This window comes from Cycloclasticus zancles 78-ME, from assembly GCF_000442595.1.
GTDB classification, from domain to species: Bacteria; Pseudomonadota; Gammaproteobacteria; order Methylococcales; family Cycloclasticaceae; genus Cycloclasticus; species Cycloclasticus pugetii.
Window position 1 is genome coordinate 694,661 of the sequence record NC_021917.1, and the last position, 22,035, is coordinate 716,695.

Annotated in this window: 22 protein-coding genes; 6 read left to right on the top strand and 16 right to left on the bottom strand. The window is 43.1% G+C overall.

The window, feature by feature from the left end; translation table 11 throughout:
- Nucleotides 1-4: 4 nt before the first annotated feature.
- On the bottom strand, nt 5-2,731 hold the full coding sequence (locus CYCME_RS03415; RefSeq protein ID WP_041932888.1) for an LPS-assembly protein LptD: 2,727 nt from the start codon (nt 2,729-2,731) through the stop codon (nt 5-7).
- Nucleotides 2,732-2,828: 97 nt separating this feature from the next.
- Here CYCME_RS03415 and CYCME_RS03420 point away from each other — a divergent pair, with 97 nt between their 5' ends.
- Both CYCME_RS03420 and murU read left to right on the top strand, forming a co-directional pair.
- Nucleotides 2,829-3,851 carry an aminoglycoside phosphotransferase family protein gene (locus CYCME_RS03420; RefSeq protein ID WP_020932165.1) on the top strand — a complete coding sequence of 341 codons (1,023 nt, stop codon included), beginning with the start codon at nt 2,829-2,831 and terminating at the stop codon, nt 3,849-3,851.
- Nucleotides 3,848-4,513, top strand: a complete 666-nt coding sequence (murU, locus tag CYCME_RS03425; protein WP_020932166.1) for an N-acetylmuramate alpha-1-phosphate uridylyltransferase MurU — start codon at nt 3,848-3,850, stop codon at nt 4,511-4,513. Before CYCME_RS03420 ends, murU begins: the two co-directional genes overlap by 4 nt.
- Nucleotides 4,514-4,531: 18 nt before the next feature.
- Here murU and lipA read toward each other — a convergent pair whose 3' ends face one another.
- From lipA to CYCME_RS03485, 12 genes are all read right to left on the bottom strand, one after another.
- Nucleotides 4,532-5,506, bottom strand: coding sequence for a lipoyl synthase (gene lipA / locus CYCME_RS03430; RefSeq protein WP_015006558.1), 975 nt, complete (start codon nt 5,504-5,506; stop codon nt 4,532-4,534).
- Between the two features lie 4 nt (nt 5,507-5,510).
- A complete protein-coding gene (gene lipB, locus CYCME_RS03435; protein WP_016390614.1) occupies nt 5,511-6,182 on the bottom strand; it encodes a lipoyl(octanoyl) transferase LipB in 672 nt (223 codons plus the stop codon).
- Nucleotides 6,179-6,460, bottom strand: coding sequence for a YbeD family protein (locus CYCME_RS03440; protein ID WP_015006556.1), 282 nt, complete (start codon nt 6,458-6,460; stop codon nt 6,179-6,181). The genes lipB and CYCME_RS03440 overlap by 4 nt, the downstream gene beginning before the upstream one ends.
- A gap of 1 nt (nt 6,461) precedes the next feature.
- Nucleotides 6,462-7,328, bottom strand: coding sequence for a D-amino acid aminotransferase (locus CYCME_RS03445; protein ID WP_015006555.1), 867 nt, complete (start codon nt 7,326-7,328; stop codon nt 6,462-6,464).
- A gap of 8 nt (nt 7,329-7,336) precedes the next feature.
- Complete coding sequence (locus tag CYCME_RS03450; protein WP_020162533.1) at nt 7,337-8,461, bottom strand: D-alanyl-D-alanine carboxypeptidase family protein; 1,125 nt, start codon at nt 8,459-8,461, stop codon at nt 7,337-7,339.
- 96 nt (nt 8,462-8,557) lie between these two features.
- Entirely contained in the window at nt 8,558-9,415 is an 858-nt protein-coding gene (locus CYCME_RS03455) for a septal ring lytic transglycosylase RlpA family protein (protein ID WP_020932167.1), read from the bottom strand.
- Entirely contained in the window at nt 9,412-10,425 is a 1,014-nt protein-coding gene (gene mltB / locus CYCME_RS03460; RefSeq protein ID WP_015006552.1) for a lytic murein transglycosylase B, read from the bottom strand. The genes CYCME_RS03455 and mltB overlap by 4 nt, the downstream gene beginning before the upstream one ends.
- A 9-nt stretch (nt 10,426-10,434) precedes the next feature.
- The gene (gene rodA, locus CYCME_RS03465; RefSeq protein ID WP_020162530.1) at nt 10,435-11,571 is read right to left on the bottom strand and encodes a rod shape-determining protein RodA; all 1,137 of its coding nucleotides are present in this window, start codon (nt 11,569-11,571) and stop codon (nt 10,435-10,437) included.
- Nucleotides 11,568-13,397, bottom strand: coding sequence for a penicillin-binding protein 2 (gene mrdA, locus CYCME_RS03470; protein ID WP_020932168.1), 1,830 nt, complete (start codon nt 13,395-13,397; stop codon nt 11,568-11,570). The genes rodA and mrdA overlap by 4 nt, the downstream gene beginning before the upstream one ends.
- A gap of 6 nt (nt 13,398-13,403) precedes the next feature.
- Nucleotides 13,404-13,889: a rod shape-determining protein MreD gene (mreD, locus tag CYCME_RS03475; protein WP_015006549.1), complete on the bottom strand. Its 486-nt coding sequence runs from the start codon at nt 13,887-13,889 to the stop codon at nt 13,404-13,406.
- A complete protein-coding gene (mreC, locus tag CYCME_RS03480; protein ID WP_015006548.1) occupies nt 13,879-14,694 on the bottom strand; it encodes a rod shape-determining protein MreC in 816 nt (271 codons plus the stop codon). Before mreC ends, mreD begins: the two co-directional genes overlap by 11 nt.
- 88 nt (nt 14,695-14,782) lie before the next feature.
- Complete coding sequence (locus CYCME_RS03485) at nt 14,783-15,826, bottom strand: rod shape-determining protein (protein ID WP_015006547.1); 1,044 nt, start codon at nt 15,824-15,826, stop codon at nt 14,783-14,785.
- A 123-nt stretch (nt 15,827-15,949) separates the two neighbouring features.
- On the opposite strand from CYCME_RS03485, the gene gatC reads away from it, so the two are divergent.
- The 4 genes from gatC to CYCME_RS03505 all read left to right on the top strand — a co-directional run bounded on the left by gatC (nt 15,950) and on the right by CYCME_RS03505 (nt 19,625).
- Nucleotides 15,950-16,237 (top strand): Asp-tRNA(Asn)/Glu-tRNA(Gln) amidotransferase subunit GatC, encoded by a 288-nt coding sequence (gatC, locus tag CYCME_RS03490; RefSeq protein WP_015006546.1) that lies wholly within the window; start codon nt 15,950-15,952, stop codon nt 16,235-16,237.
- 88 nt (nt 16,238-16,325) lie between these two features.
- Nucleotides 16,326-17,789 (top strand): Asp-tRNA(Asn)/Glu-tRNA(Gln) amidotransferase subunit GatA, encoded by a 1,464-nt coding sequence (gene gatA, locus CYCME_RS03495; protein WP_020162528.1) that lies wholly within the window; start codon nt 16,326-16,328, stop codon nt 17,787-17,789.
- A gap of 2 nt (nt 17,790-17,791) precedes the next feature.
- The gene (gene gatB / locus CYCME_RS03500; protein WP_020932170.1) at nt 17,792-19,225 is read left to right on the top strand and encodes an Asp-tRNA(Asn)/Glu-tRNA(Gln) amidotransferase subunit GatB; all 1,434 of its coding nucleotides are present in this window, start codon (nt 17,792-17,794) and stop codon (nt 19,223-19,225) included.
- 49 nt (nt 19,226-19,274) lie between these two features.
- Nucleotides 19,275-19,625: a hypothetical protein gene (locus CYCME_RS03505; protein WP_016390623.1), complete on the top strand. Its 351-nt coding sequence runs from the start codon at nt 19,275-19,277 to the stop codon at nt 19,623-19,625.
- Between the two features lie 27 nt (nt 19,626-19,652).
- Here the strand turns inward: CYCME_RS03505 and CYCME_RS03510 are convergent, their stop codons facing one another.
- The 3 genes from CYCME_RS03510 to prfA are packed head-to-tail and all read right to left on the bottom strand — an operon-like array spanning nt 19,653 to nt 22,034.
- Complete coding sequence (locus tag CYCME_RS03510) at nt 19,653-20,075, bottom strand: Mov34/MPN/PAD-1 family protein (RefSeq protein WP_020162525.1); 423 nt, start codon at nt 20,073-20,075, stop codon at nt 19,653-19,655.
- A 15-nt stretch (nt 20,076-20,090) separates the two neighbouring features.
- Nucleotides 20,091-20,924 (bottom strand): peptide chain release factor N(5)-glutamine methyltransferase, encoded by an 834-nt coding sequence (gene prmC / locus CYCME_RS03515; protein ID WP_020932171.1) that lies wholly within the window; start codon nt 20,922-20,924, stop codon nt 20,091-20,093.
- 21 nt (nt 20,925-20,945) lie between these two features.
- The gene (gene prfA, locus CYCME_RS03520; RefSeq protein ID WP_016390625.1) at nt 20,946-22,034 is read right to left on the bottom strand and encodes a peptide chain release factor 1; all 1,089 of its coding nucleotides are present in this window, start codon (nt 22,032-22,034) and stop codon (nt 20,946-20,948) included.
- Between the last annotated feature and the right edge of the window lies 1 nt (nt 22,035).

Consider the following 22,035-nt stretch of genomic DNA (forward strand, 5'->3'; position numbering starts at 1 on the left):
AACGTTATTGCTCGGGTATTTGGTAGCCTAATATGCCTTCTTCAAGGAAAGAGTCTAGTTTTTCACCAAAGCTGGTAAGGCCTTTTAGTTCAAATTGAAAGAAAATGCCTTCTTTAGCTTCTTCGTCTATTGCGTCGTTAACGTAGCGCCTAGCGATGACTCTTAAGCGCCAGCAACAGGTGTCTTTCTCTAACCCTAAGAAGGTATCAAGTGCTAGGTTATGCTCTTGTGAGTAATTCCAGCGGCCAACCGTACTCCATTCTTTGCTAATTGGCCATTTGAATGATAAGTCGGTTTGTTCAATATCATTAGAGTTTCCTCTGAAGTCAGTAGTGCCTTCATAGCGTGAACGGTAGGTTGCGTTAAATAAACGATTTGCCCCATCTTGGTAGTGAAGACCCAGAGTTGCTTTTTCTGTTTTGCCAGCATGTGGGTCGTATTGCAAGGCTGAACGAGCGGACCATGTGTCTGTGATTTTTGCGGAAACTTCTGTTACTAAGTCAGAAGTATCGTCGGTAATAGGCTTGTTGGTTGGTTTAAGTTGTACATCAAGGTCGTCAAAGTAAACAACGGTACCAATACTGGCTCTTAGGCGTTCATTACCCGTATTAGACTCAATAAAACGTGAAGTGACTGCTAAGGTAAGCTGGTTAGCGTCGGCTACTCTGTCAGCGCCGGAGAAACGGTTTTCTCTAAATAATTGATTAAAGCTAAAGTCATATTCAGAGGTATCAAACAATGGAATATCATCTTGGTCTTCATGGGGAACGTACAAATAATATACGCGTGGTTCCAGTGTTTGTATCATGCCACTGGCAAAATTAAGGTCTCTTTCAAAAAACAATCCAGAGTCTACAGAGAGTATTGGAAGCGTTCTGCTTTGGGCACTGTTAACAGTGCTTGCTTGGTCGTTTAGGCGATATTCGGTATGTCTTAGGCTTAGTCTTGGGGTTATAAAGCCACTGGCGTTTCTTAAAGGAACGCTAATGCCTGGGTGAAGGTCTACACGTTTGGCATCTACATCTGAGCTATGGTCGAAGTAAACAAACTCATTGCGCATATCGACTTTAGCGATACCAAATACGTCTGTTTCACGTAAATTAAACAGCACCTGAGGTAAACGGCGATGAGGACGTGCGGTGCTAGAGAGGGATTCATCAATAGAGTCATAGTTATCTATTTTAGTTAGTAAGCTCCAGTGATCGGCACGGTAATTTAAACTGGCTTGGCTTTTTAGGTAACGGTTACTAGAGCTGATGAGGCTATTACCAAAATCTTCAAAATAATCATCATCGGAGATGTAGTTTAAGTCTATATCTGAGCTCAAACGAGATGTAATGGTTGATTGGTTTTGTAATGAAAATTGACCTCGTAAGTCGCTCGTCTCAGTATCGCTTAGAATTTCAGCAGCTACCTGTCCTTCACTGCTACCTGTTAGGTAGCGAAATTCGCCTCCGAGCATAAACCCTCGGTTGCTCATGATGCGAGGAGTAATAGTTGCATCATAGTTTGGCGCAATATTCCAATAGTAAGGGAGAGAGAAATCAACGCCTGTTGTGTCAGAACTTCCAAAGGTCGGTGTCAAGACCCCAGATTGACGTCGGTCATCAATAGGGAAGCTAATGTAAGGCGTATAAAGCAATGGAATATCAAATACTTCAACCCATACGTCACGTCCAGTTCCGCGACCAGTTTCCTTGTTCAACTCAAGTGTTCTTGCCTGTAACTCCCAGTCACTAACACTCGGTGCGCAGGTGGTGTAAGTAACGTTTGTTGACTGGGTGATATTACGGTTAACCAGTGTTGTTGTTTGGGTGCTGCCGCGAGCGTGTGTGGTTTCAAGAATAAATTGGTTGTTTTTAAATTGCCCGGTATCCTTAGCAAGCTGTAGTTCAGCTTGGTCACTGTGCAAGGCGAAACCATTTTCTTGGTAGAAAACATCACCTGAAGCAGAGGCGCTTTCTTGTTGATTATTATATGTCAGTTGGTCGGCGGTAATAGATTGATCAGCACGATTAACCAAGACATCGCCGCTAAATTTGGCATTACTTTTATCAAGGACTTCGGCGTAGTCTGATTGTATGTTTACCTCAGAATTTAAACGATTTTGCTGAATGCTGTTTCTGCTTTCGCGAAGTGAGTCGGTAGTGACTTCACAAGTGTCCCAAGGGTCAACTTTAAGTTGCCTAACCATTTGATGAAACAGCGCATTATTTCTAACCCGGCCTGCATTATCATCATACAAGGCAATGCTCTGTCTATTGTCTAGGGTGGCAACCATTGTAGAAGGCGCGCTGGTTTGTGAGCAGTCCCATGTTCCATTCTCACCAGTTTTGCAATCCCATGAGCCAGTGTTTTTTAATGTTGTGACTTGAGTCTGAGTTGGTGCTTTTTTGCTTGTTTGTATGACTTTTGGTTGGCCAGCAACTCGAACCCTTGGAACAGAGGGGGGCGCTGGTTTATCAGTCGTGTTGTCTGCAATGGTTGTTTGATCCTTAGAGGGTTGTTGCGGACTATCTACTTTGGCACTTTTTTCAATCGGTTTGGTAGACGCGGAACAATCCCAGGTTTGACCATCATTTGCTAATTTACAATCCCACTGAGAGTTACTGAAACCAAATGCCTGGCTTGCCATCAATAAAAGCACTAGGGCTAAAAGAAAGTGTTTGTATGAGCAGATAATGGCTGAACCTTTTTGCTTGAGTCTAACGTAAGTTGTATAAAATCGCATAGAATGGTGCTTATCTTCAACGATAGCATGTAATTTTTTCGATATATTAACACGCAACTTTCGGTCTGCGTTAATTAGGTCTGATAGAGTATTTTTTATGGTAAGAGATGAGCGTAAGCAGCGTTTAATTAAATGGTTGTCGGGGGTTCTCTTAACCGATGATTTTAGTTGTGAGCCTGCTTCAAGTGATGCAAGTTTTCGACGTTATTTTCGGGTTAAATGTCAGGCACAATCTTTTGTTGTGATGGATGCGCCCCCTGCTCAAGAAGACTGTACCTCTTTTATCATGATAGCTGAGGTATTACGCGAAAACGGCATTTATGCACCGGAAATTTTTTACAAATCGCTTGAAGAAGGGTTTCTCGTGCTCAGTGATTTAGGAACAGACAGCTATTTGGATAAATTAAACGAAATGTCTGTTAATGGGCTCTACCAAGATGCTGCGACTGTTCTACATAAGATGCATGCTTTAGCGCTGAAAGAACTGTCAATTCCGCATTATGATTCTCAGTTGCTTCACAAAGAAATGGGCTTGTTTGATGAGTGGTTTATCAGTCAGCTATTAAGTGTAGAGTTATCATCTGAAGATAAGAAAACACTAGTGACTGTTAAAAACGCCTTAACAGGCTCTGCTCTCGAGCAGCCACAGGTTTTTGTACACAGAGATTACCATTCAAGAAACTTGATGGTGACACAGAAGAACAACCCAGGGGTGATTGATTTTCAAGATGCTGTTGTCGGGCCAATAAGCTACGACCTAGTCTCTTTATACAGGGATTGTTATATAAATTGGCCAGATGAAAAAATTTATGCCTGGCTGGATGCGTTTCTACAACAACGTAAGCAACGTGGTTGTAGCGATGATTTTGACTCGCTTCGTTTTTACCAATGGTTTGATTGGATGGGTGTTCAACGACATATGAAAGCAGTAGGTATCTTTTCTCGTTTGCTATTAAGGGATGGTAAAAAAGGCTACTTAAAGGATATACCGCGCACACTGGCGTATATAACCCGTGTGTGTTCACGTTATGAAACATTAAAACCATTAGCAGATTTGATTAATAAGTACCAATTAATGAAGAGATTTACAACGCTTCAACAAGAGCGCGAAGAAGCATGAAGGTCATGATTTTAGCGGCAGGTCGAGGCGAAAGAATGGGCCGCTTAACCGATAATTGCCCGAAACCGTTGCTTGAAATTTCGGGTCAGCCGTTAATTGTGCATCACCTATTGGCGTTAAAATCGCAAGGGTTTAATGACTTTGTTATTAATGTGGCCTATTTGGGCGATCAAATAAAAACGGCCTTAGGAAAAGGGGAGCAGTGGGGCGTTCACATTGAATATTCAGATGAAGGCGATAACGCCTTAGAAACAGGCGGTGGAATTTTTAGGGCCTTGCCTTTATTAGGTGATGAACCGTTTTTATTGGTCAATGCGGATGTATGGACTGATTTTCCATTCCAGCGTTTAAGAAACAAGACAGTGAAAGATATTCATCTGGTGCTTGTTAATAATCCTGATCATAATCAACACGGTGATTTTTGCTTGCTGGATGGCGAGCAAAAAAATCAAGACAGTCAACGTTATACTTACAGTGGAATCGGCGTGTTTAGCCGCGCTGTTTTTGAACAGCAAACAGAGGGTGTTTTTCCTTTAGCACCGATTATTCGTCAGTTTATAGCGCAGGGGCGAGTGAGCAGCGAGCTTCATCGGGGGGAGTGGGTTGATGTAGGAACACCGGAAAGGCTTGCTGAGTTGGCGTTAAAGCTTAAACAGCGTTAACGCCACTCAAACGTTAGGCTAGTCGATGACCCCGGAGGCTTGTTGATCGGCATGGTAAGAAGAGCGAACCATCGGTCCACTGGCGACGTGTGAAAAGCCCATCTCTTTGCCGAGTTTGGCTAATTCATCAAACTCTTCTGGGGTGACATAACGTTCCACAGCTAAATGCCCTTGGCTAGGTTGTAAGTATTGGCCTAATGTCAGCATGTTACATCCATGCGCGCGTAAATCTCGCATTACCGCTAAGGTTTCTTCGTTGGATTCCCCTAAACCAAGCATAAGTCCCGATTTAGTTGGAATATCAGGGTGGGCGTCTTTGTAACGCTTTAATAAATCAAGCGACCACTGATAGTCTGAGCCGGGGCGCGCTTTTTTATATAAACGTGGAACGGTCTCTAGGTTATGATTAAAAACATCTGGTGGTGTTTGCGCTAATATGTTGACCGCGATATCCATACGGCCCCTAAAGTCAGGGACTAGCACTTCAACTTGTATAGTAGGGTTTTTTTCACGCACGGCACTAATACATTGGGCAAAATGGTCGGCGCCACCATCACGTAAATCATCACGGTCTACCGATGTAATGACCACATAACGGAGCTTCATATCTTTAATGGTGTCGGCGAGTTTTTGTGGTTCATCTTTATCTAGCGGGTTTGGCCGACCATGAGCAACGTCACAAAATGGGCAGCGCCGTGTACAGATATCACCCATAATCATAAAGGTGGCGGTGCCATTATTAAAACATTCACCAAGGTTTGGGCAAGCCGCTTCTTCACAAACGGAATATAAACCGTGTTCACGAAGAGCCTTTTTTATGGCGTTAACGCGGTTTCCGCTGGGTACTTTTGCACGTATCCATTTGGGTTTGCGTAAAATGTCAGCTTTTTTCTCAACTTTAATCGGAATGCGAGCCAACTTTGCTTCACTGCGTTGATGTGTTTCGGGCGTAGCGCGAGAGGGTGCTTTTAAAGTATCAGTATCGTGTGACATAGTGTTAAACGTGTAGTGTATTGGGGCCGAGTATTAATTGGGAATAATTGAGTTGTTCTTTTAATTCATGCAATAAAACGGCTGAAAAGTCTGCAGTAGTGCATTTTACGCCATGTTTGGATAATTGGGTAACTTCGAGACCTTTATAACCACAGGGGTTAATAAAGCTGAAGGGTGTTAGGTCCATATCAACATTTATGCTGAGTCCATGATAACTACAGCCTTTTTTTACCCGTAAACCTAAGGAAGCAATTTTTTTATCATTAAGATAGACGCCCGGCGCATCTATTTGTGCAGCAGCCTTTAATCCGTATTTCTTTAACCCTGAGATAGTAATATTTTCGAGCACATCAACCAGTGCACGAACACCTATTCCTAGGCGGCGTAAATCCAATAAAACGTACATGACCAATTGCCCAGGTCCGTGATAGGTGACTTGACCGCCACGGTCTGTTTGAATAATAGGAATATCACTGGCACTCAAGACGTGTTCGGGTTTACCGCTCACCCCTTGGGTGAAAACAGAGGGGTGTTCAACAAACCAAATTTCATCATGTGTTTCGCCGGTACGATCAATGCAAAAGGCTTTCATCGCTTCCCAGGTTGCTAGGTAGTCCTGCTGGTTAAGCTGACGAATAACTAATGGTAAATCTGGGGGTGTTGTGTCAATGCTCACAGAGACATTAAAACGTGTTCGCAGTCCGTTAAGTCCTGATAAATGGCATCCATTTGCTGTTTATTTTGAGCAGTAAGGGTGATGCTAACAGACACGTATTTTTTAGATTTACTGAATTTCGACGATACCGCATTTTCACTCAGATCAGGCGCGTGGCGACGCACAATCTCGACAACGATTACGTCAAACTCAATGTTTGATAGCCCCATTGTTTTGATGGTGAACTCACAAGGGTAGTCCATTAATGCATTATGTTGATCGTCTGGGTTATCAGTCATTTTACTGGTTTCTCAATTGGTTCTTAAATTGACTATAGCTGGTTGAGACTTGTTGCCATAAATTCCCCGGTTGTCCGTTGCCGACCGCTTGGCGGTTTAATTTAACTACAGGCATAATTTCTTTGGTAGAGCTGGTTAACCAAATTTCATCAGCATCAAACAGTTGTTGTTCTGATATTTCTTGCTCAATGCATGAAATGCCTTCTTTGATAGCAAGCTCTAAAACAAGATCACGTGTAATGCCGGGCAATAAATGATGGCTTTTGGGTGGCGTAATAAGTTGCTGGTCTTTAACGATAAACAAGTTACTAGCAGACCCTTCGGTTGCAAAACCATCACGTAATAAAATAGCCTCAGTACAACCTTGATCACTGGCTTGTTGCTTCAATAATATATTGCCAAGTAAGGCGACGGATTTTATATGGCACCAATCCCAGCGAATATCATCTAAAGTGATAGCGTTAATGCCGTTAGCAATAGAATCGAGACTCTTGGGGTCTATTGTTTGGCACATTGCAAAAGTTGTTGCGGAGTACTCAGTTGGCAATTGGTGATCACGGTTTGTGCCAGCACCACGTGTTACTTGAACATAGACCGATTGGTCAGATTGCGTATGCGGTGAAACCAGTTGGGAGAGTGTTTTTGTCCATTGTTGATCACTCATGACCGGTTTCATGCGAATAGCGGCTAAGCTACTATTGAGGCGGTCTAAGTGCTGTTGAAGGCGAAAAAGCTTGCCGCCGTATGCAGGAATAACTTCATACACACCATCGGCAAATAAAAAACCACGGTCTAATACAGAAACGTTAGCCTCAGCTAGTGGCAGAAATTGGCCATTAAGGAAAACATCAGTTTTGTGCGACACCATCAATTCTCCTACTCAAGCAATAACAATGCTTCATCTTTTAGGATGTCCATAAATGACCCTTCCGGAATATCTTGTAAAGCAATGAGTGGGCGTTTGGCAATAATGTCACCTTTAAGTTGAATAACCGCGTTGCCAACAAGTTGGCCTTTTTTTATGGGTGCAATCAGCTGGGGGTTTAACTCTAGGCTCGCATCTAATGATTTATATTCATTGCGAGGAATAGTCAGGTAAAGGTCTTTCGCCAAGCCTACTGGTAAAGATTTAATCGCGCCTTTCCAGACGCGGGTGGTGGTTAGTGATTGTTGTGCTTTATACAGCAAGTGAGTTTTATAAAAACGGTAACCATAATTCAGCAAGGCCTGATTGATATCATTTCGTGCAGCTACGCTGTCTGTGCCCATAACGACAGAAATTAAACGCATATTGTCGCGAACAGCAGATGAAACTAAACAATAACCAGCGTCCTCTGTATGCCCTGTTTTAACGCCGTCTACTGTGCTATCACGCCATAACAGCTTGTTTCTATTTTGTTGAGTAATACCGTTAAAAGAAAATGATTTGATCGCATTTATTTTATATAACTCGGGAGACTCAATGATTAAGGCGCGAGTTAGAACTGAGAGGTCTCTAGCGGTAGTGTAATGCTGTTCGTCGGGCAGACCAGAACTATTAGTAAAGTGGCTATTTTTCATGCCAAGGTCTTTAGCAACTTGGTTCATTAATTGTGCAAAAGTTGATTCATCCCCTGCGATATGTTCGGCTAATGCAACAGTGGCATCGTTACCTGATTGCACAAGCATTCCGTGAATTAAATCATCGACCGTAACGAATTTATTAACTTCCACAAACATTCTAGAACCAGGAGTTCGCCATGCTTTTTCACTAATACGAACTTGATCGTCTAAATTCAAATTTCCATGGTTTAGTTCACGAAAGACAATTAACGCAGTCATGATTTTTGTCATGCTGGCGGGGGCTAGTTTTAAATCAGGGTCTTTAGAGGCTAAAACTGTTCCACTGTGAAAGTCGGTCAGGTGGTAGCTTCTCGCTTTTAAATTTGGGGCGGAAGGAATAGGTAACGCGATGGCTTGAGAAGAGAGAAAAAAGCTCAGCAGCAGGATAATTCTTTTCATATTAATGCAATGTTAGGTATTAGGGTAACGATAAGCTCGGATTATATCATGCAAAACGTATCATTAAGGGCTAGGAGGAAGGCTGTTTTAGCTGGCTTATTTAGAGATATAAAAAGTGCTCTTATAGCCTAACTCGTAAAGTTTTGATCTTGTTGAGTCGGCACTTTTCATTCGTATATAAGGGCCGACACGCACAAAATACAATGGTTTTGACGTGCTACCACCAGACTCTATGGTGACTGGGGTTTTTAGTAAATTGGTCAATTCATATTTGAGTTTATTGGCATTTTCTTCAGAGCTAAAGGCCCCCGCTTGAATAAATAACAAACCCTTTTGTTCAGTAAAGGGTTGAGGTGGCTGAACAGTATACCTTAAGGTGAGGTCGCTTTTTGGTGCGGCAGGTGGCTCATCTAAAGAGGTTGAAAGATAGGTGTGAGGGTCGAGGGCTTTGATTTCTACCATTGATGTGCCGTTTTTAAGGGTGCCGAGTTTAGCGGCAGCGGCATACGATAAATCTATAATTCGTTCATCATGAAAAGGGCCACGGTCATTAACGCGAACAATGATTTTTTTGCCATTAGAAAGATTAGTGACTTCGACATAGGTTGGGATAGGTAGGGTTTTATGCGCGGCAGTCATTGCATACATATCGTAGGTTTCACCGTTCGAAGTTTTATTGCCATGAAATTTAGTGCCGTACCAAGAGGCGAGGCCGCGTTGAACAAAGTTTTTACTGGACGCTTGTACGTAATACTTTTTGCCAAAAACTTCATAGGAGCTGGGGTTGCCTCCACGGCTCTTAGCTTCTATTTTAGGGATCGCATCTGGGGTTAGTTCAATACCGGCAGGGTGAACGGATGGGGCGCTATCGGTAACGAAAGGTTGTTGGCTTGTGCAGCCTATTAAAAAGTAAGCAGACAAGCAGCATAATAAAAAAAAGTGAAGGCGGATCATGTGTTATTTATAAAGCCCTTTTTAATTTCTTGACCAAGTTGATAAACGGCCATTGCGTATAAGTGACTATGGTTGTAGCGGGTGATGACATAGAAATTATGAAATGTTAGCCAAAATTCCGATTGGTCTTTTTGTTTAAGTTCCAATAATCTGACGATAGTGTCATCTGCAAGATTAGGTGGTGTTTGCACCTGATGTTCAGCCAGTTGTTTTAAGGTGTTCTTTGGTTTGAGTGAACGATTGAGTAAGGTTTTATAAGCATCACCTGTAACGTTAGTTTGTTGTGTGACTAGGTCTGTGTTTTTCCAACCATGTCTTGAAAAGTAATTGGCCACGCTGTTAATGATATCAGCCTGGCTATTCCACAAGTCCCGCTTGTTATCGCCATCACCATCAACAGCGTAAGCACGGTAGCTGCTTGAAATAAATTGAGACTTCCCCATGGCTCCAGCATAAGACCCTTTGGGTTCATAAGGGTCAAAGCCTTCTTCACGACACAGTAATAAGAAATGCTCTAACTCACGTTGAAAGAACTTAGCGCGTTTTGGAAAATGAAAACCAAGGGTTGTTAGGGCATCGAGGACTTTATAAGACCCTGTGTTGCCACCATAACGTGTTTCAACACCAATAATGGCGACAATGATTTCTGCTGGTACGCCATATTTTTCGGTGGCGGCATCCAATAGGTCTTTGTTTTCTTTCCAGAATTTTATACCGCCATTAATGCGATTAGGTTTAAGAAAAATATTACGGTAACTGTGCCACTCTAGGCGTTTCTCCGCCGGTGATGACATGGCTTTTAAGATGCTTTCTTTAACAACCGATTTATTTAATAAGGTTGTTAATTCGTCACGATTAAATTGGTGCTCTTCGACCATTTTTTCAATAAAGTCGTGATAAAGGCTAGGGTTGCTAGGCGACGACGATGTTGAGGCGCAAGCACTAATAGAGACTAGCGTTAATAGAAGGGTTAATGCTAATCGAAAAGAAAAAAGTTTTATGTTGCGCATCGTTTGTCCTTAAGAAGAAAGTAATTTTCGATGAGTATGTATCGACATTAATATGCCAAATCCAAGTAATAATGTCACCATTGATGTACCGCCATAACTCACTAGAGGTAAGGGTACACCAACGACTGGCAAAATACCCGTGACCATCCCGACGTTTACAAATAAATAGATAAAAAATGTTAGCGATAAGCTACCTGCAAGCAGTCGTGAAAAGGTGTCTTGTGCCTGAATCGCAATGTAAATGGAGCGGATGAAAATAATCAAATAAATGGTTAATAAGCCGACACAACCCATCAAGCCAAATTCTTCAGAGAAGACGGCAAAAATAAAATCGGTAGAACTTTCGGGTAAAAACTCTAGGCGTGCTTGCGAGCCATGCATCCAGCCTTTGCCATTGATACCACCTGAGCCAATGGCGATTTTTGATTGAATAATGTGGTAACCAGCCCCTAATGGGTCTTCTTCTGGGCTCAAAAAGGTAAGAACCCGTTGTTTTTGATAGTCTTTCATAAAACTCCATAGAACAGGGGCGAGTCCTGCGCCAGTTGCTATGACGCCGATGATGATCTTCCATGAAATGCCGGCAAGAAACAGCACGGTTAATCCCGAGCTGGCTATTAAGATAGCGGTACCGAGGTCAGGTTGTTTGGCAATTAAGACGGTAGGGATAGCTATAAAAACAGTGGCGAGACCGACATGTTTGTGACTGGGAGGTAGTCGCCGTTCTGCTAGGTACCAAGCCACCATCATGGGGGTTGCCAGTTTCAGTAATTCAGAGGGTTGAAAGCGAAAGAAGCCTAGGTCTAGCCAACGTTGAGCGCCTTTCCCCATATCACCAACAAATAACACGCCCAGTAATAAGAGCGTGCCGAGAAAAAATAACCAAGGAGCAAACATTTTTAACGCATGAGGTGGCACTTGAGCAATGATAAACATGGCAAAAAAGGCAACAGCTAATCGAGTGGCTTGCCTGTTTAATAATCCAATATTTTGGTGTTCGGCGCTCATCAAAATAAGAATGCCAATAGACGATAAGAGGGCCAGTAGAATGAGCAAGGTGAGGTCAATATGCAATCGCTGAAAGAGGCTCTCTTTGCGATGATGATAGAGGCTCATTTGTGAGGCTTTTTGGAAAGACCAATTCATGGGGTAACTTGTATATATTGATCGAAAATAGAACGGGCAATAGGCGCAGCAACCGAGCCACCATGACCACCGTTCTCTACCACGATAGCAACGGCTAATTGAGGCTCACGTGCGGGTGCAAAAGCGATAAAAAGGGCATGGTCTTTGAGGTGTTCTTGCACATTTTCCTCATCATATTTTTCATCTTGTTTGATGGTAAACACTTGAGCAGTTCCCGTTTTGCCAGCTATTTTGTAGGGCGCACCTTCCCTAATTTTTCGAGCAGTGCCACGCGCACCGTTAACGACATCATACATGGCATCAATAATGGTATTCCAATGCTGAGGGTTATTTAATGTAATTGGCAGGGTGGTTGATGTTTGCCGAGGCTTATCATTAATTTTAGCAACGAGTGATGGAATATGTGTGGAGCCTTTGTTAGCAATAAGAGCCGTTGCATGGGCTAACTGAAGGGGTGTGGTTAAATTGAAACCTTGCCCTATGCCAGCAATCAATGTCTCGCCAGGATACCAGACCTGATTTCGTGTGCGTTTCTTCCACTCTCTTGAGGGCAATAAGCCCGATCTTTCGCCCAGAATGTCAATGCCTGTTTTTTGCCCAAAACCAAATTTTTGCAGAAAGTCATGCATCCGATCAATTTTTAACTCATGGGCCAATATATAGTAATAAACATCGCACGACTGAACGATTGAGTCATGAAGCGTGGTCATACCATGCCCAGTTTTTTTCCAATCACGGTATTTATGTGTTTGTTTGGGTAGTTGATAGAAGCCTGGGCAGAAGATTCTTTGATGTGGGTGAACGGTTTTGTAATCGAGGCCGGCGAGCGCTAAAAATGGCTTTAAGGTAGACCCTGGGGGATATTGCCCTCGAAGAAAGCGGTTAAATAAAGGGCGTTTTGAAGAGTTTTGTAATTGGCTGTATGAGGCTTGATCGATACCTTTAGCAAACAAGTTAGCATTGAAGCCTGGTTTGCTCACCAAGGCGCGAACTGCGCCAGTACGAGTATCTATTGCGGCAACACTTCCGGTGTAATCACCGAGTGCGTCGTGAGCGATTTTTTGTAGCTCAATATCTAGATTCAAAGTTAGATCGCTACCTGATAATGGTGGTGTGTAGCTAAGGACTTTTAATGATCTGCCTTGTGCTGTGTTTTCGGTTTGCTGGTATCCAACATAACCATGTAATTCAGTTTCGTAAGTTCTTTCAATGCCGGTTTTTCCAATAAATCGAGTCCCTCGGTAGTTGGCTGGCTCAATAGTTTTCAGCTCTTGTTCATTAATGGCGCCGACATAACCCACTACATGTGCGGTTAGCTCAGGGAAAGGGTAGTGTCTTAATGGACGTGCCTGTATGTCAACACCGGGAAATAAGTGACGGTTGGCAGAAAAAATAGCCACTTCCTGATCGTTTAATCGATTTCTAATGGAGACGCTAGCGAAGCGTTTTTGCTGTTTTCTACGTTTTTCAAATAACGCCAGTTCATCTTTAGAAATGGGTAATAAGGCGCTCAAGCGTTCGAGGGTGTTCGCAAGGTCTGGCGTTTGTTCCGGTACTAATTCAAGACTATAAGTAGGGTTGTTTTCAGCAAGAACGCGACCTTTTGTATCGAAAATTAAACCACGAACAGGACTAATAACTGATAGTTTTACGCGGTTATTTTGAGCGAGGTCTACATACTTCTCATGTGTTGCAATTTGTAAATAGGTAAGACGGGCAATCAGCGCAAAAAATAAAATAAGAACAAAAACGATCAATGTGGTGGCTCGCAATAGGAAAAGGCGATTTTCCTGGAGTGAGCTCTTGAGGTCGAAGCGAGTGTTCATGTGAGGTTACTGTACTTTAAAGTGTCTTCTGATGAGGCGTAAGACAGCAAATATAGCAGGCCATACCAGCGCGCTAAAAAGAACTTGAAGCCCATGTTGGTAAGTATACTCAATGTGAACAATAAAGTGGTTAAGCCATAAAGAGAGTAGTTTTATGCACCCTAAGAACATTAAAATAAGCGTAGATTGTTGCCACACAGGATAATTTCTTAGGCGTGAATAAAGAGAGTGGCTAAAAAAAGAAGCGGTACTGAATATTAGCGCATTTTGTCCGAGCAAACTGCCTGTTAAAACATCGAACAGTAGGCCGGTTGAAAAACCAGTCAAGATACTAACTTTATGCGGTAAAGCGATGCTCCAGTAGATTAATGTTAGCAACGTCCAGCTGGGCATTAATATAGCCAAATGGTCAGGCCAAGGTGCAATGCTAAGGGCCATGGAAAAAAATAAAGTTAAGCCAATGATGGTACCGCCAGAGGATTTAGCGTGCATTGTCTGTGGGTACTTCTGGTTCTTCAGGGGCGCCTGATAAAATAGGAATGGGCTGTTGTTGGCTCCATACCAATAAAATGTCACGAGTGCTGTCTATTTTGGCGACAGTTTTAGCCTCGGCATGCATGAAAGCTTCTCCTGGCAGCGGGGCCAGTTTGGTGACGGTGGCAACAGGGTAACCAGATGGGAAAACACCGCCCAGTCCAGATGTCGTTAATAAATCGCCTATCTTGATGTCAGCATTATGGGGTAGGTATGGTAGCGTTAATGTATTTTTTAGTCCGCTACCAGAGGCAATGGTTCTTAAGCCTGTTCGGTTTATTTCAACAGGTATAGCATGATTGGGGTCAGTAATCAGGATGATAGACGAAGTGAGCGGGTGAACGTTGGTAATCTGACCGAGTACACCGTCTTCGTTGAGGGCGGCTTGTCCTTTATAAAGGTCGAAACGACTGCCTTTATCAATCACAATATTGGTTGTGTTTGGGTGTTGGTTTACTTTAATAAGAGACGCTGAAATAAATTGTTCTCCAATTTTGAATGAAGACTCCAATAAGCTATGCAACCGGGTATTTTCTGTTTCAAGCGCCTCAAATTTTTGCAGTTTGACTTTAAGAAATAATAACTCATCTTTTAGGCGTTGATTTTCGTCAGCTAATTCAGATAACTCTGTTGTGCTTTCAGTCAGCCAGGCATAGAGCTGGCTAGGCAGGTCCACAACGATGAGAACAGGGTGAACGATAAAAGAAAGGCTGTCTTTAAGGCGCGTGAGTTGATTCGTTTGCTGTGCAAGTAGCAAAAGCAAAATAGAAATAACGGCGGCGGCAATATAGCGTGTGCTGGTAGCAGGACCTTTTGAGAAAATTGGTTTTATGGCGAATAACCTCTTATTCTTACTCTAATGCAAACGTATTAGGCCCTTTTTCATTGATCAACTCTAGTACTTTGCCCCCACCTCGCGCAACGCAAGTTAGAGGGTCGTCAGCTGTGCGAACAGGTACGCCTGTTTCTTCATGGATAAGCTCATCTAAACCATACAGTAATGCACCGCCACCGGTTAGCACAATGCCATTTTCAGCAACGTCAGCGCTTAGCTCTGGGGGAGTTTGCTCGAGAGCTTGTTTCACAGCACTAACAATGGCGGTAACAGGTTCTTGTAATGACTCTAAAATTTCATTGCTGTTAAGTGTAAAGCTTCGGGGAATGCCCTCTGCTAGGTTTCGACCCGTAACGGTCATTTCCTTAACTTCATTCGCTGGGTAAGCTGAGCCAATCGTGTGTTTAATTCTTTCGGCGGTCGATTCACCGACGATAGTGCCGTAATTACGTCGAACGTAATTGATAATCGCTTCGTCAAAACGGTCACCACCAACGCGAATTGACTCCGAGTAGACGATACCATTGAGTGATAAAACGGCGATTTCTGATGTGCCGCCACCAATATCTAACACCATGGAGCCGCGTGCCTCATCTATCGGTAAGCCTGCACCAACTGCCGCTGACATTGGCTCCTCAATTAAATATACTTCACGTGCACCAGCACCTGATGCCGATTCTCGAATGGCTCTTCGTTCAACTTGAGTAGAGCCACACGGTACGCAAATAAGCACACGAGGACTAGGACGTAGAAATTTACCTTCATGTACTTTATGGATAAAGTACTGAAGCATTTTTTCAGTGATAGTAAAGTCGGCAATAACACCGTCCTTCATTGGGCGAATCGCGGTGATATTTCCGGGTGTTCTACCCAGCATTGCTTTTGCTTCGCTGCCGACAGCGGCAAAGCTTTTTTCGCCACGCACTTTATCTTCTCGAATGGCAACAACAGAGGGTTCATCAAGCACAATGCCTTTGCCAAGTGCATAGATTAGTGTGTTTGCTGTGCCCAAATCGATGGATAAATCGTTGGAAAACATGCCGCGTATTTTTTTAAACATGAATTTTATAAGTGTAGGTGGTGAGAATTTTGTACTTTAACAACCCTTTACCTCTTTGGGCAAGGCGCGAATTGTGTTAATTTGCACTGTTTTAAAGTATGAATAAAACAAGGGGGTTATTTTATGCCAATTCAGTCAGAAGATGTACTGAAAATCGCACACTTGGCGAGGCTCGGTATTCAGCACGAGCAGCTTGAGTCATATGCGTCAGACTTGTCGAATATAATGCTGTTAGTTGAGCAAATGAATCAAGTTGATACAACTGATATTGAACCTATGGCCCACCCACTTGATCAGTTTCAACGTTTACGGGCGGATGTGGTATCAGAAAGCAATCAACGTGATATTTTGCAGGACAATGCGCCATCTATTGAAGACGGTTTGTTTTTAGTGCCGCGAGTGATCGATTAGTCGCCCTTTAACGAGGCGGTGTCATATTTATTTAAACAAAGGCTTATAGCGATAAGCATATATACCTTTTAAACAGTATTGGTAATCAATGTATAACAAATCATTAAAAGAACTGTCCAGCGACCTTCACAACAAACAAATATCCAGTGTTGAGCTTAGTCAATACTTTTTGGAGCGTATCAATCGATACGATGGGGCGTTAAATAGCGTCATTACATTAAATGAAGACGGCGCATTACTTGCAGCTCAACAGGCGGATCAACTAATTGCATCAGGAGATGCCGGCTTGTTAACGGGGATTCCTTTGTTACATAAAGATATCTTTTGTACACAAGGCTTACGAACAAGCTGTGGCTCAAAGATGCTGGATAATTTTATTGCCCCTTATTCGGCAACAGCGGTTAGTAAATTAGAACAAGCTGGTGCGGTGATGTTGGGTAAAACCAATATGGATGAGTTTGCGATGGGCTCGTCAAATGAGACCAGTTTTTATAGTGGAGTAAAAAACCCTTGGGATTTGGAAACGGTCCCAGGTGGCTCATCGGGTGGGTCAGCAGCGGCGGTAGCGGCACGTTTGGCGCCGTTGGCTAGTGGTACAGATACAGGTGGATCGATCCGTCAGCCAGCAGCTTTTTGTGGGGTGACGGGTATTAAACCAACCTATGGCCGTGTGTCACGTTACGGCATGATTGCGTTCGCCTCTAGTTTGGACCAAGGTGGTGCGATGGCGAAAAGTGCTGAAGATGCAGCGATCATGCTACAAGCGATGTCTGGTTTTGATGAGAGGGATTCAACCAGTGTTGATAGACCCGTTGATGATTTGTTAAGCGGCTTGGGTGACTCGATCAAAGGCTTGACCGTTGGCTTGCCCAAAGAGTTTTTTACCGATGATCTTGATAGTGATATTCGAGAAAAAGTAGAAGAAGCGGTTGATACCATTCGGTCTGCAGGGGCACATGTGAAAGAAATTAGCCTACCGAATATTAACCTATCAGTGCCTGCTTATTATGTGGTTGCCCCCGCTGAATGTTCTGCTAATTTGTCTCGTTTTGATGGTGTTCGATTTGGGTATCGCTGCGAATCGCCAAAAGACTTAGAGGATCTTTATAAGCGTTCGCGTGGAGAGGGGTTTGGTGACGAGGTAAAACGAAGAGTTATGATTGGCGCTTATGTTTTGTCTGCGGGGTATTACGATGCGTATTATAAAAAAGCTCAACAAGTTCGTCGTTTGATTCAACAAGATTTCGTAGAAGCGTTTAAAGAAGTAGATGTGATCGCTAGTGCAACAGCACCTTCTGTTGCCTTTAAATCAGATGAGAAGAAGGGAGACCCTGTTTCAATGTATCTTTCAGATATTTTTACCATTGGTGTTAATTTAGCAGGCTTGCCTGGAATGTCAGTGCCGTGTGGTTTTGTGGAGAACAAGCCGGTAGGTATGCAGTTGATAGGAAATTATTTTGAAGAGTCTCGCTTGTTAAATGTGGCGCACCAATATCAACAACTGACTGACTGGCATCTTGCGGTGCCGGCTGGATACGAGCAGGAGGTATAAGGATGCAGTGGGAAACAGTTATAGGTCTTGAAATTCATGCTCAGTTAGCGACTCAATCTAAAATTTTCTCGGGTGCTTCAACGGCTTATGGCGCAGAACCTAATACGCAGGCTTGTGCGGTGGACCTTGGTTTACCGGGTACATTGCCGGTGTTGAACGAGCAGGCCGTTCGTTTTGCGGTGAAATTTGGTTTGGCCATTGGTGCGCATATCGCTCCATATTCAGTGTTCGCACGGAAAAACTATTTTTATCCTGACTTGCCTAAGGGTTATCAAACAAGTCAATTTGATAAGCCGATTGTTGGTTTAGGGCGGTTAGATATAGAGGTGGATGGTAAAACAAAAACAATAGGTGTTACGCGGGCTCATTTAGAAGAAGATGCGGGTAAATCGTTGCACGAAGACTATCATGGGATGACGGGAATAGATTTAAATCGAGCAGGTACACCGTTGCTTGAAATTGTTTCTGAGCCGGATATGCGCTCTGCCGCAGAAGCAGTAGCGTATGTTAAAAAACTACATACTCTTGTGCAGTATTTAGGAATTTGCGATGGCAATATGCAGGAAGGTTCTTTTCGTTGCGATGTTAATGTATCAGTCAGACCAGTAGGGCAAGAAGCCTTTGGAACCCGTGCAGAGATAAAAAACTTAAACTCATTTCGTTTTATTGAAAAAGCCATTGCACATGAGGTTGAGCGCCAAATTGATGTGATCGAAACAGGCGGACAAGTGGTTCAAGAGACTCGTTTGTATGATGCTAATAAAGATGAGACACGCTCTATGCGTTCTAAGGAAGAAGCGAACGACTATCGATACTTCCCGTGCCCTGATTTATTACCAGTCGAAATCACAGCAGAGTTGTTGGATGAAGTGCGTAATGACTTGCCAGAATTACCTGCGGCTAAAAAACAACGTTTCCAACAGCAGTATGGTTTAAGTGAGTATGATGCCGACGTATTAACAACACAACGGGCGATGGCAGATTACTACGAAGATGCTGTTAACTTTTCAGATGGAGAGGCGAAGCTTGTTGCTAATTGGGTGATGGGCGAATTGAGCGCAAACTTGAATAACAATAATTTAGATATCCAGCAAAGTCCCTTGAGTGCTGAACGATTAGGAGGCTTGGTTAGACGCATTGCAGATAAGACAATTTCTGGAAAAATCGCTAAGCAAGTCCTTGAGTTTATGTGGAATAGTCAGGATGTTGCAGACGACGTGATTGAGCGAGAAGGTTTGAAACAAATTTCTGACACAGGTGCCTTAGAAAACATGATTGATCAGCTAATGGCTGATAACGCTCAGCAAGTTGAGCAATATAGAGCCGGTAAAACAAAAATGATAGGCTTCTTTGTTGGTCAGTTGATGAAGCAAACCCAGGGTAAGGCGAATCCACAAGAATTAAATAAATTGCTGGAAAGTAAACTAAAAGGGTAGTTTCTCTTAAAGTGTTACGTTAATTATTAGAATAAATAGCGAGGATGTTATGAGTATATTGAAGGTGTTGAGTGTTTTTGTTATCGCGTTATGGTTGGCTGCCTGTGGCCACGCGACTAAAAATGGCGTGGAACCCACTCAAGAAGGGCTGGCGACTAAGACTTTGTCAGCAGAGGAAGCGGAAGTTGAGCAGCAGGTTGCGCGTATATCTGAAAAACTAAAAGATGAACCAACGGTTAAAGGCTGGTTGTTAGTCGGCGATGGAAACATGTATTTGAAAAGATATGATGAAGCTGTTTCAGCCTACAGAGAAGCATATATATTGAGCGACTATGCAGATGAGCCCAAAAGAAAACTAAAACGAGCAATGTTTTTGGCAACGATAGCGTTAAGTAAATAGCCAATAAGGGATGCCCCGGTCTGGTTGTTATTCCTCAACCATTCTTAGGGTTATCTCAACAATATTTTCATCGTGTAATAATTTGAAACAGCGCATCTCTAAGACACCTTTGGTGTTTAGCGAAATAATTAAATAATAGGCTTCGGGGTGTGAAGGCATTTCAGTATCGCTTATTGAAGGCCTAGCGGGTGCGGTGGGGTGCGAGTGGTAGATAGCAAAAACCTCTTCACCCTTATCGCGGATTTCTTTCATTACGCTGATTTGTTCTTCAGGCGCCATTAGAAAACGCTTGCTAGGTGTTTCAGCTATATTTTGAACAGGATGGCAGGTGTACTGACCCGTTTTGTTTTTACTGATAAAACCACAGACCTCGAGGTCTTCTGATAATTGTGCGTTATGAAGTAATTCATTAACGAGTTTTCTAGGTAAGACAATTTCTTTTTCGTGCATTTTTAACCCTAATGTTTATGGTTTTGTGCCTAATGTTGCCCGAACGTGCCCTTGAATATCTTGGAAATGTTGGGTTGATTTAAATCCGTACAATTCTAACAAGTTTTTGACCAAAGTGCCTTGCTGAAAGCCATGCTCAAACAAGATAAGTCCGTTGTGTTTAAGGAAAGACTTTGCTTGCGAGGTAATATGCTCAAGATCCTGTAGGCCTTCGTGTTGAGCAATCAATGCCGAAGAGGGTTCAAAACGAAGGTCGCCTTCTAAAAGGTGAGGGTCATTTGGGCAAATATAAGGTGGGTTACTTATTATTAAATCAAACCTCGTATTGGGCACTGTTTCAAACCAATCGCTACGCAAAAACTGAATATTGTGGACCTTATGTTGCAGGGCATTTTTTTCAGCAATCGCTAAGGCTTTTTGGCTGTTATCAAGGGCTGTCACCGAGGCGTTTGGAAACTCTAATGCCAAGGTGATAGCGATGGCGCCGCTACCAGTCCCTAAATCTAATACTGAGAAATGTTGGTCGGTAGCGAACGTTTCGTGGGTAATTTCTATGAGTAGCTCGGTGTCGGGTCGAGGAATTAAGACGTCTTTTGAAACGATAAATCGTCGTGACCAAAACTCTCGTTCGCCAACTAAGTAAGCGATCGGCTGCCCTTTTTGTCGCTGTTCAACAAGTTGCTGAAACCTGTCCAGCTTCTCGGTAGTTAGAAGCTCGTCAGGCCAAGCTCTAAAATAGCTACGGTTTTTATTCAGTACGAAGGCTAGTAATACTTCGCTATCAAGCACGCAGCTGTCACTGCTAACCAGTGTTTTTGCAGCTTCTGTAAGAGCCTCTTTTATTGTCAAGGGGGGCTTCAAAACGAGGGTTTATTCTTCTGCGCTTAACTGTGTTAGTTGTTCTGCTTGGTGTTCTTGAATTAATGGGTCGATCACCTGATCTAGTGCGCCTTGCATGATCTCATCTAGTTTATACAGTGTTAAGTTGATGCGGTGGTCGGTAACTCTGCCTTGTGGGTAGTTATAGGTTCGAATGCGTTCAGAGCGGTCGCCGCTACCAACTTGCGAACGACGAGACTCAGCTTGTTCAGCATCAGCTTTTTCTTGTTCAGCGGTCATGATTCTGGCTTTTAATAAGGACATCGCGCGAGCCCTATTTTTATGTTGTGAGCGTTCGTCTTGACACTCTACAACTGTGCCGGTGGGAAGATGAGTAAGACGTATCGCAGAGTCTGTTTTGTTAACATGTTGGCCTCCAGATCCTGATGCTCTAAAAGTGTCGACACGCAAGTCGCCAGCGTTGATTTCAATATCATCTTTTTCATCGGCTTCAGGCATGATAGCTACCGTGCATGCAGAGGTGTGAACGCGGCCTTGAGATTCGGTTTCTGGGACACGTTGAACACGGTGAGCACCGGATTCAAATTTCAGTTGTGAATACACGTCGTGACCTTCTATTCGAGCGATAATTTCTTTGTATCCGCCGTGGTCGCCTTGGTTTTCACTCATGATTTCAAACTTCCAGCCTTTTTTCTCAGCAAATCGTAGGTACATACGGTAAAGATCGCCTGAAAAAATAGCTGCTTCATCACCACCTGTTCCCGCACGAACTTCAAGAAAAGCATTCTTTCCATCGTTAGGGTCTTTAGGTAACAAAAGGATTTGCAATTCATTTTCTTGTTTTTCAAGGGCTGCTTGAGTGTCCTTTAACTCATCTTTTGCCATAGCCTTAATATCCGGGTCGCTATCATTCAGCATGGCTTTTGCAGACTCATTATCTTCTAGTGTCGCTAGATAGTTCTGGTAGGTGCTAACAATGGGATCTAATTGGGCATACTCTTGACTCAAAGAGCGAAATTTATTTTGATCGCTTTGTATGCTGGGTTCAGAGAGTAGCCCAGCAATTTCTTCGAAACGTTCAGACAGAGTGTCTAGCTTTTGTAGGATAGTTATATTCACG

What these genes read in the sequence shown, in the direction of transcription:
- CYCME_RS03415 (WP_041932888.1), bottom strand. Translation starts at nt 2,731, where the DNA reads ATGCGATTTTATACAACTTACGTTAGACTCAAGCAAAAAGGTTCAGCC.
- CYCME_RS03420 (WP_020932165.1), top strand. Translation starts at nt 2,829, where the DNA reads ATGGTAAGAGATGAGCGTAAGCAGCGTTTAATTAAATGGTTGTCGGGG.
- murU (WP_020932166.1), top strand. Translation starts at nt 3,848, where the DNA reads ATGAAGGTCATGATTTTAGCGGCAGGTCGAGGCGAAAGAATGGGCCGC.
- lipA (WP_015006558.1), bottom strand. Translation starts at nt 5,506, where the DNA reads ATGTCACACGATACTGATACTTTAAAAGCACCCTCTCGCGCTACGCCC.
- CYCME_RS03440 (WP_015006556.1), bottom strand. Translation starts at nt 6,460, where the DNA reads ATGACTGATAACCCAGACGATCAACATAATGCATTAATGGACTACCCT.
- CYCME_RS03445 (WP_015006555.1), bottom strand. Translation starts at nt 7,328, where the DNA reads ATGGTGTCGCACAAAACTGATGTTTTCCTTAATGGCCAATTTCTGCCA.
- CYCME_RS03450 (WP_020162533.1), bottom strand. Translation starts at nt 8,461, where the DNA reads ATGAAAAGAATTATCCTGCTGCTGAGCTTTTTTCTCTCTTCTCAAGCC.
- CYCME_RS03455 (WP_020932167.1), bottom strand. Translation starts at nt 9,415, where the DNA reads ATGATCCGCCTTCACTTTTTTTTATTATGCTGCTTGTCTGCTTACTTT.
- mltB (WP_015006552.1), bottom strand. Translation starts at nt 10,425, where the DNA reads ATGCGCAACATAAAACTTTTTTCTTTTCGATTAGCATTAACCCTTCTA.
- rodA (WP_020162530.1), bottom strand. Translation starts at nt 11,571, where the DNA reads ATGAATTGGTCTTTCCAAAAAGCCTCACAAATGAGCCTCTATCATCAT.
- mrdA (WP_020932168.1), bottom strand. Translation starts at nt 13,397, where the DNA reads ATGAACACTCGCTTCGACCTCAAGAGCTCACTCCAGGAAAATCGCCTT.
- mreD (WP_015006549.1), bottom strand. Translation starts at nt 13,889, where the DNA reads ATGCACGCTAAATCCTCTGGCGGTACCATCATTGGCTTAACTTTATTT.
- CYCME_RS03485 (WP_015006547.1), bottom strand. Translation starts at nt 15,826, where the DNA reads ATGTTTAAAAAAATACGCGGCATGTTTTCCAACGATTTATCCATCGAT.
- gatC (WP_015006546.1), top strand. Translation starts at nt 15,950, where the DNA reads ATGCCAATTCAGTCAGAAGATGTACTGAAAATCGCACACTTGGCGAGG.
- gatA (WP_020162528.1), top strand. Translation starts at nt 16,326, where the DNA reads ATGTATAACAAATCATTAAAAGAACTGTCCAGCGACCTTCACAACAAA.
- gatB (WP_020932170.1), top strand. Translation starts at nt 17,792, where the DNA reads ATGCAGTGGGAAACAGTTATAGGTCTTGAAATTCATGCTCAGTTAGCG.
- CYCME_RS03505 (WP_016390623.1), top strand. Translation starts at nt 19,275, where the DNA reads ATGAGTATATTGAAGGTGTTGAGTGTTTTTGTTATCGCGTTATGGTTG.
- CYCME_RS03510 (WP_020162525.1), bottom strand. Translation starts at nt 20,075, where the DNA reads ATGCACGAAAAAGAAATTGTCTTACCTAGAAAACTCGTTAATGAATTA.